Origin of the sequence: uncultured Salinicola sp., assembly GCF_937921195.1 — a bacterium.
Lineage (GTDB): Bacteria > Pseudomonadota > Gammaproteobacteria > Pseudomonadales > Halomonadaceae > Salinicola.
On record NZ_CALFQK010000108.1, the window covers coordinates 1 to 9,942 of the forward strand.

The window sequence follows — 9,942 nt, forward strand, 5'->3', positions numbered from 1 at the left end:
CGATGGATTCAATGGCGGCAAGATCGACCCCGACGGTCCGGTGCAGATCTATTCGCCGGGATACCGCAACGCCTATGACGTGGAGGTCACCGAGGACGGACGTGTCTGGACCTACGACAACGGCGCCAACAACAGCTGGGGTGGCCGGCCCATCGGTGAAGCAGGGGATAACGGCAGTACTAAGGACACCGCGCAGCAAGCCGGCTACATCGCCACCAACCTGAACAATGGCGACGGTAACGGCAGCGACACCATCAATCTCGAGAACGGCTGGAACCCCAAGAATTACGACCAGTTCCATGAAATCACGCGTTCCGACGATCTTGCCGGACGCATCCTCTCCGCCGGACAGGGCGGGGCCGCGACTTACAGCATGACGCACCCGGATTTTGCTGAGCCTCTGACCCTGGTCTATGGAGGGCACCCCAATCCCACCCGCGCCAGCGGGGGCGAAGCCGGTCTGCTGTTTACGCCAAAGGACGGGGTCGAGGACGCTTTCCTGCTGGTGTCCGAGGATCATTACGATGCGGTCATCGACTGGTTCACCACCGTCGAGAACGCGCCCGGTGGAGTCGGTGCCGGGCAACTGACGAGTCGCGTGATCGGCGTGGCCCCGGGCGAGCTGTACTACATCACCGAGAATGGCAATGCCTACCCGGTCAGCGGCAACCCCGGCAATCCGTCGAGCATCCAGGGATCCAGCGTGCTGGGCGAAGCTGGCATACCCGCGGACTTCGATGAGGTGGTGGCCACGCTCAACCCCATCGAAGGCAATTATCTGGAAGGCGGCTACACCGATGGCGCGCTCGATTCCGGTCTCGGATCGATCAACGGCCTGACCGAGTACACCTCGACCGTGCTGGATACCGACAACGTCAAGATGTCGGGGGCGATACTGGCCTCCCAGTACAACGGCGGCGATCTGATCGTGATGGGCCGTGACGAGAACGGCGTGATGCAGACCGCAGGCGGTTCGGGAGCGACGAAAGCGGCCGATCGAATCACCCTGGAGTTGACCGGCAGTCCCCTGGGACTGACCTCGATCGGTGACGACCTCTCCGCCTGGGACAACCAATCGGCATTCCGTGGCTCGGTCTGGGCCTCCGTCTACAGCGGCAGCGGGACCAAGGTCGAGATCCTGCAGCCGAACAATGGCGCCGTGCCGCTGGCAGGATCGGAAGTCAGCGATTCGACGGATCATGATCTCGATGGCGTCGACAATATTCACGACCCCTTCGAGTACAGCGCCACCAATGGCCTCGCACTCACGCCTGGCAAGGCCATCGTCCTGGATTTTCAACCGACCGAGGCGCCTTATCCGGGAACGCTTGGAGATACCGGTCTGATGGGGGCGGCGCTGGATGGCTCGACGCCCAACCAGGACGCCAATCCCGATCAGGGTATCCCGGGGCTTTTCGATAACGGTGGCAATATCATTCCCGGTGCCAACGCGCCGATCTTCCAGATCAAGAACGTGGTCCCCGGAAGCGTGGTCGGCTCGGACAATGGCGTTCGTGATGCCATGCATGTGGGGGTCAATCCCAGCGACGATGTGCAGCGCCTGGTCGCGACCACGCAGGTGCAGAACTGGATCCCCACGGCAGGCGGCGTGGCGGAGGGGCAGCTCACCGGCATCCTGTTCGGTGACGGCACCCAGGCCAACTTCGTGCGCCTGGTGTTCGGCGAGGTGAATGGCGAGCCGGGTTTCGAGGTCGGCTACGAGATCGGCGACAGCAACTACCAGGCCCTGGCGCAGGTCGGCTTGCCGGCGCTGGCCGCTGGCGGAACCACCGAGATCGAACTGCGCCTCGAAATCGACATGGCAAACGGCTTCGCCCTGCATGCCGCTTATCGTCTCAATGATCAGGACGAATTCACCGATTTGCCGCTGGGGGATTTCACCCTGCCCGAAGGGGTGTTGCAGGACGTGCTGACCGGCTCGCACACCATCGATGATGGCGATACCCAGCTGTCATCGGGAGCGGCTTTTGGCTTTCTTGCCGAAACCAGTGAAGGTGCGCCGCTGGCGCCGGTCAACTTCAACAACCTGCAGATCAACGGCTTCGGCGACGAGATCGCGGACACGACACCGCCGGAAGTCGTCTCGATCGCGCTCGACCAGCCGCTCGACAACGACAGCCCCATCCTGGCCACGGTGGTGGTGACCGACAACGCCGGCATCGATGTCGCGTCCATCAGCGGCGATGAGCTGATCTTTACCGGCTATACGCCTGGCGGCGTCTCGCTGGCGACCGGTAGCGACGCGATCAGACTCAGTGACGATGGCAGGACGGCCACGATCCAGTACCTGATCTCTCCACCGCCGAACAGTAACGCGTGGAGCAGCGGTTCGTTCGAGGTGGGCGTTGCCGCCGGCAGCTACACCGATACCGCGGGGCTCGGCGTTGCTGCCTATGAGACCGATGCCTTCATCGTCACGAACCTGGACAGTCTGGTCAAAGGCGCGCTGCAACGTGCCATCAATGTCGGTGCGACGAGCGACTCCATCGACAACAGCCTCCAAGGCGATGACAAGCACACCTACGGCGGTGCGATCAGCGACGATCCGATTCTGGGCATCGACCTCGAGGCGGACGATCCCGACTACTACTCGCCAAACACCAAGACCGGCAACAATATCGACGGCAAGGCGGGAACCACCGGTAGCAATAGCGGGGGGATCGATCTCGACGGTTCCGCCTATCATACCTATCGGGACTCCTCCTCCGGTTCGTACACCGCCACCTATGACGTGCCCAACGGCGTCTATGTCGTCGAACTGCATTTCGCCGAGCTCTACCAGTCCCAGGCGGGACAGCGCCAGGGCGACTACACGATCCAGGGCGAGACATTCGCTGAGAACTTCGATGCCTTCACCCAGGCGGGCGGCGCCGACAAGCCGGTCGTCCTGACCAAGAACGTCGTCGTCACCGACGGCAGGATCGTGATTGGCGTCACAGCGGACACCGGCGAGCCGGGCTTCAACGCCATAGCCATCTATCAGGCCGTCGCTGGCGACGTGCCGGTCGCCAGCATTTTGGCGATCGACACGCCGGAAGCGAGCGATGGGCAAGTGGTCGTCAGCGTTCGATACACCGACGATGACGCCATCGCGCAGGCGCAGATCGATACCGGTGACGTGACAGTGTCATCCTCGGCCGGTGGTGCGCCGGTCTCTCCCGCGCAGGCCACCTACGATAGCGCCAGTGGCGTCGCCACCTATACCTTCGATGCGCCGGACGGCGGCTGGCAGACCGGGACCGTTACCGCCACGGTCGGTGCCAATGCGGTGGTCGACGGGGACGACAACGGCAACGGCGTGACCTCCAGCTCGGTCTATGCCAGCTACTCGAGCGAAGGGGTCATCCTCGCGCTGGATTTCGAGACTTCCGGATCGCCGCTCGAGGAGGGCGGGTTCGACGGCACTCTGGGCAATGTCTCGGACGACTCCGTGGTGACGACCGTCGAAGGCGGCGAGCTGATCGTATGGACCTCCAACGGCGATATGTCCCAGGCAGCCAACCCCAGCGCCAATGACTTCATCAAGCACGTGGCGCTGGGCAGCGCATCTCTCAACGTGATCAACATCTCGTCACGCTTCGATAATCCCTTCCCCGAGGCGTTCGCGGCGCAGGGGCTGGACACCTCCACCGTGCCCAATTATGCCCAGCAGGGGATCGTCTTCGGCCTGGGCACCCAGAACCACAATCAGCTGCTGAAGCTGGTGTTCGGCGGCAACGGTGGCACGGTGGTACAGCTGTGGTCGAGGGGCAGTATCGACACCAAGATCAGCCTGGAGGAGATGCTGAGCGATGCCTCGAAAGGCCTGACGGATATCGCCAAGGTCGAGCTCACGCTCTCCATCGACAAGGCCGCGGGCACCGTAACGCCAATCGCGACGCTCTTCGATGCCAACGATAACGTTCTTGGCGGCCTGCGTGCCGAGCCGACCGAGGGTTTCGCGACGGCAGCCACGGAAACCCTGCCGGCTGCGGTACTGGCCAACCTGACCGACCCTGACGGAGAGACGGCCGTCGGGGTGACCTCGACCGATTACGGCAACCCGGTAGGCTCCTTCCAGGCCAGTTGGGAGCATCTCAACGTGACCTCGCCGGACCTGCCCCGGCAGCCCGATCCGCAGATCACGCTCGCCATCCTCGATGCCGAGCCGGCGGTGGAGAGCGGCGATGACGGTACGACCTCGTTGAGCTTCGGCTTGAGCGCCTCGGAGGGCTTCAGTGGCGAAGTCGACCTGGCGCTGACCGTCAATGGCGCCTCCGAGACGCGTACGGTGAACTTCGAAGACGGCGTCGGGGCACTGACGGTGGACGTTGGCAACGATGATCGGGATGACGGTCCGGAGCGTGTCACGGTCGTCCTGACCGGTGTCGATGACTCCGCTTTCGCCATCGCTGCCGGATCGGCAATGGCAACCGGCAGTGTTACCGAGGACGATACCGATATGGACGCATCCACGCTCAACCTGGAGTTCAATGATGGCGATACGCTCGAGACACTCTTCGACGGCGTGACCGAGGGCTCGGGAACCACCGCCGAGGAGACGGGTAGCGCCACGATTGCCGACGGCAACCTGATCATCGCGGCGACTGACGGCGATGCCGGTGGTGGCAACAATGCCAACGACAACTACTACGCCAACGTGGCCGGGGGAGGCGGTTTCAGCGCTTCGCTGAAGTTCGGCAACCCCTTCCCGACGCTGCCGGCGCAGTACTCGCAGCTCGGCATGAATGTCAGCCTCAGCCAGGACGAGTACCTGAAGGTCACCTTCGGCAATGTCGGCGGCGGCCAGCAGATCGAGTACTCCTACGAAAATGGCGGCGTGCAGACCAAGCAGGCCTTCGGCCTGCCCAGCGGTGTCAATGTCGCGCAGATTGCCGACGTCGTCATTGCGCTCGACGCCAGCGTGGCCAACGAGGTGGCGACCTTCTCGGGCAGCATGACCTTCCTCGACGCCTCGGGGCAGGCGCTGGGGTCGACCGCGCTGCCGGCGCTGGCGCTACCGGACGGGCCGCTCAATACGGCCATCGTCACCGAGGGCGCAACCTTCGGGGTAGGCGTCACCCAGACCTCTATCGGCAGCGGTCCGAACTTCGATGCCAGCTATGACTATCTCGAGATCACGCCGACGGAAACCGACGATACGGGCACACCGCCGGCACCTGCCACGCAGATCGAGGAGATATTCGCCGCGGCCACTCTCGACCTCGGCGACACTTATGGGCAAGGCGAACTCGGCTCGGCGCTGGTGACGGTGACACCGGGCAACGACAATGTTCAGTACTCGAACTACGGCAACGACTCGTTCAAGGTCCAGAATACCGGCGACAAGAAGATCGCCGCCGTCTTCTTCGATGTCACCACGGCCCTGTACGGCGATAGCGTCTTCGACCCCGACGGCAAGGGAGGAGACGCCGCGTTCAAGGATTGGGCGATCAACAGCGACGGGAATACCGGCGCCATCCAGCCCAGCGGCTACGAGCACTACTTCCTGCCGGGCACCGATCCCGATCCGTCCAATCCGAATGATAACGGTGGCTTCCGGGGCGCCCTGGTGAAGTTCTCCGCGACGGCCGACGGCGGCTTCACCAATGGCGAGGTGGTCGGCTTCAGCGGGGATATGGACCCCAACTCCATTGCCGGCTTCAACAAGGGCGGGGCGGCGGGTGTCGATACCGGCTCGCTCCCGGCCTGGGATGTCGGGGGCGTTTCCGGCGCAGAGCTCATCGGCTCCAACGTCTACATCAAGTTCACCGACGGCAGCACGGCCAGCGGCCAGTTGATGAGTGACGGCAGCCAGGCGGGAGCGCAGGTGCGGATTACCGAGGCACCGATGAATCTGACCGCGGAGCTGTCCGTCAATGGGGTATCGTCCGGCGGCCAAGGCACCTATGGCGGGGCGGTCCCGTCCGTCATCGTCAGCGGCCCGGCGGGCGAATGGGTCAGGGTGGTGATGACCAAGGGGCATCAGCCGGTCGCCAACGACCAGAACGGTATCGCCGATACCGTCGAGGAGCGTCTGGCTGACAAGACCTTCCCGGCCAACAATGCAGCGGAGTTCCAGATCGTCGATGTGCAACTCGGGGCGAGCGGCACGGCCGACGTTTCACAGGCATTCAACTACGCTGATTTCCTCAACGGTACGTCCAGCTTTGGTGGAGACGACACGCTCCCGCTCGGTTTCGTCGCATCGGTCATCGACGACCCGAATAGCTCCCAGGGGCTGGCGTTGGGTCCGGTCTCGCGACCCGTCTACTTGATCTCCAACGGCAGCCCGGTCGATGGCAGCAACCCGGCCAATACCGAGCCCTTCGTCAACAACGCGATGGACGACCAGACAATCCAGTTCGAAGATGGGTTCGTATTCAAGATTCCCGATGATGTCTTTGTCGATCTCGATGGTGATGAGCTGAGCTACGAAGCCCTGAACCTTCCCGCTGGGGTCCTGTTCGATGCTCAGACGAAGACTTTCTCGGGAGTGCCGACGTCTGGCGAAGGCACCTATTCGCTGCAGGTGCAGGTCGTCGATAAAGAGGGGGCTTCCGCTACGACGGGCTTTGATCTGGTGGTGCTGCCTGAAGAGCAGGGGGAGTTCGATGATCTCTTCATCGCCGCGGTCGAGCAAGCCAGCGACGATGTCGAGCAGGGTTTCAGTCTCTCCAGCCCTGACCTCGAAATTGGATCCTATATTGTCGGCATGCAATTTACCGTACCCGATGATGTCAGTCTCGATAACGGGGACGCCATAAGCAGTGCGGTCATCAACTGGGTATCGGACAGGACCCACTCGGCGAACACGACCCTGACCTTCTCCGTGGAAAATACCCTCGACGGTGGTGGGTTCGGCTCGGTTACCGGGCGAAATTATCTCCCGGAACAGGAAGTATGGCAGGCTTCCGGGACGTGGCAGGATGGCGAGAACATCACGGTGGGTGTCGACCTGGCGGATCAGATCAACTCGCTTATCGCTCAGGACGGGCTCGACGCGGGAGATGTCATTACGGTCAAGGTGGAGGGCGCTGGAGGTACCCGATATGTCGAAGCGGCCGGCGGTGGTCGTACCGCCCCGACGCTTGCCATGACGATGGCCGATAGCGCAGGTGCCGATCCTTCGATCAACGCGGCAGCGTACCTGCCGGCGCCTGGCAATCCCGCCATTGCCGCGTCCGGCAACAGGGAGATCGATCCGATGGATATTTCGTCAGGCAGTGATGAAGTCGGGCTGCTTGGAATCAACGATGTCGTCGAAACGGCTGTCTTATAAAGAGGGGGTTACCGGTAGAGCAAGCGGTGAATCGCCGCCATGGCCGGGTGACATTCTGCCGTAGACAGGACATCGGGTGTGAGATTCCGCTGCAGATGTCGCAGAAGACGCGCTTCTCCCATCTCGCCTTGGGGCGGGAACGGGGTGGCGCGTGTTTTCTATCGTATCCATTCTGGCGCGGCAGGTGGCCGAGTCGGTTTTTGTCAGCGATAAGCCATTCATTATAAGTTTGATAACGGAAATCGTGGATCCCGTTTTTAATCGAGAAAACAAAAGCTTGATGGAAGTTTTAAACATAACGCTTTGGTTATGCCTGCCATAAAATATTGATCGGGTTGGTTTCTCTCCCAATCGCTTGATTAGCCTGGTGGATCTCCGGAAAACTGTACGCACCTGCCACAACGGTTCGAGCTGAACGATGACGCGACGTCCCGCCTTGTTTCGGTCCATGGCCCGGGACAGGCGTGCTATCGGCAATTAATCATCGACCGACCGCTCCCCGTTTCAAGCAACAGGCGTTTCGGCGCATGACTGACTATCGGGAGACCAACGAATGAGGATAGGGGCGCCCAAGGAGCTCGCCAGGGGGGAAGCGCGCGTTGCGCTGACGCCGGAGAGCGCGCAGCAGATCCAGAAGCTAGGGCACGAGTGCCTGATCGAGAGTGGTGCCGGCGTGCTCGCCGGCTTCAGCGACGAAGCGTACCGTGACGTCGGCGTCAGCGTCGTCGAGGGCGCGGATGCGCTGTGGCGCGATGCCGAGGTCGTGATCAAGGTACGCGAGCCGGTGGCCGAGGAGATCGAGCGGTTGCGGGAAGGGCAGACGCTGATCACGTTCTTCTGGCCGGCGCAGAACGAGGACAGTCTCGAACGCTGTCGTGCCAAGGGGGCGACGGTGGTGGCCATGGACATGGTGCCGCGTATCTCGCGGGCCCAGAAGATGGATGCGCTCTCCAGTACCGCCAATATCGCCGGTTACCGCGCCGTGATCGAAGCCGGCAACCAGTTCGGACGCTTCTTCACCGGGCAGGTGACGGCGGCCGGCAAGGTGCCGCCGGCCAAGGTGCTGATCGTCGGCGCCGGCGTCGCCGGTCTGGCGGCCATCGGTACCGCCACCAGCCTGGGGGCCGTGGTGCGCGCCTTCGACGTGCGCCCGGAAGTCGCCGAACAGATCGAATCGATGGGTGCCGAGTTCCTGTTTCTCGACTTCGAGGAGAGCCAGGACGGTTCCGGAACCGGCGGCTACGCCGCGCCCTCCAGCCCCGAGTTCCGCGAGAAGCAGCTGGCGCTGTTCCGCGAGCAGGCGCCGGAGGTGGATATCGTCATCACCACTGCGCTGATTCCCGGCCGGCCGGCACCCAAGCTGTGGCTGGAAGACATGGTCGCGGCGATGAAGCCCGGTTCGGTGATCGTCGACCTGGCCGCCGAGAAGGGCGGCAACTGCGATCTGACCGTGATGGATGAGCGCATCGTCACCGACAACGGCGTGATCGTGGTCGGCTACACCGATTTCCCCTCGCGCATGGCGACCCAGGCATCGCTGCTCTACGCCACCAACATCCGCCACATGCTGACCGACCTGACGCCGGGGAAGGATGGCGTGATCGTCCATGACATGGACGACGACGTCATCCGCGGCGCGACGGTGACCCATGCCGGAGAGGTCACCTTCCCGCCGCCGCCGCCCAAGGTCAAGGCGATCGCGGCTGCCAGGCCCAAGGAGAAGGTCAAGGAGCCGACGCCCGAGGAGAAAAAGGCGGCCGAACACGCCGCCTTCCTGGCCCAGAGCAAGCGCCAGGTCGGCATCCTGGCCGCCGGGGGCGTGCTGATGTGGCTGCTGGGCATGGTCGCCCCGGCCTCGTTCATGCAGCACTTCATCGTTTTCGTCCTGGCCTGCTTCGTCGGGTTCCAGGTGATCTGGAACGTCAGTCACTCTCTGCATACGCCGCTGATGGCGGTGACCAATGCCATCTCCGGCATCGTCATCCTGGGCGCGATCATGCAGATCGGCTCGGGCAGCGGGCTGGTGACGCTGCTGGCGGCCATCTCGGTGCTGATCGCGTCGATCAACATCGTCGGCGGCTTCCTGGTGACCCGTCGCATGCTCGCCATGTTCCAGAAATCCTGATCCGCGGAGAGAAAGGCAATGTTGCAACACGAGTTCGTTTCCGCCGCGGCGATCGCGGCGAGTGTCCTGTTCATCCTCTCGCTGGGTGGGCTGAGCAATCAGGAGAAGGCCAAGCGCGCGGTGTGGTATGGCATCGTCGGCATGGCGATCGCGGTGTTGTTCACCGCGCTGGGACCGCTGATCGGCGGCTATGGCTGGATGATCCCGATGATGCTGATCGGCGGTCTGGCCGGCGCGTGGCTGTCACGCAAGGTCGAGATGACCGAAATGCCACAACTGGTAGCGGCGCTTCACAGCTTCGTCGGGCTGGCGGCGGTGTTCATCGGCTGGAACGCCGAGCTGGAACGGGCCCGGGTCATGGCGATCAAGGCGGCCGGCGTCTCCTTCGACGGCCTGTCGGCGTTCGCCTCGACGCTGGCCCACAAGACGCCGGCGGAGTTGGCCTTTCTGCAGGGCGAGGTGGTGCTGGGCGTGTTCATCGGCGCGGTGACGTTCACCGGCTCGGTGGTGGCGTTCGGCAAGCTGGCCGGCAGGA

At 63.1% G+C, this 9,942-nt stretch carries 3 protein-coding genes; all 3 read left to right on the top strand.

The genetic code is table 11. The annotated features are described in order from the left end of the window. Positions 1-40: 40 nt before the first annotated feature. Entirely contained in the window at positions 41-7,282 is a 7,242-nt protein-coding gene (locus tag Q0602_RS12160; RefSeq protein WP_298843561.1) for a malectin domain-containing carbohydrate-binding protein, read from the top strand. Positions 7,283-7,835: 553 nt separating this feature from the next. Continuing rightward, complete coding sequence (locus Q0602_RS12165; protein ID WP_298843564.1) at positions 7,836-9,407, top strand: Re/Si-specific NAD(P)(+) transhydrogenase subunit alpha; 1,572 nt, start codon at positions 7,836-7,838, stop codon at positions 9,405-9,407. Between the two features lie 18 nt (positions 9,408-9,425). Continuing rightward, positions 9,426-9,942: NAD(P)(+) transhydrogenase (Re/Si-specific) subunit beta (locus Q0602_RS12170; RefSeq protein WP_298843567.1), on the top strand; the 517-nt coding region annotated here is incomplete at its 3' end.

Bases quoted from the DNA above. Each gene is read 5' to 3' on its own strand.
- Q0602_RS12165 (WP_298843564.1), top strand. From the start codon at position 7,836: ATGAGGATAGGGGCGCCCAAGGAGCTCGCCAGGGGGGAAGCGCGCGTT.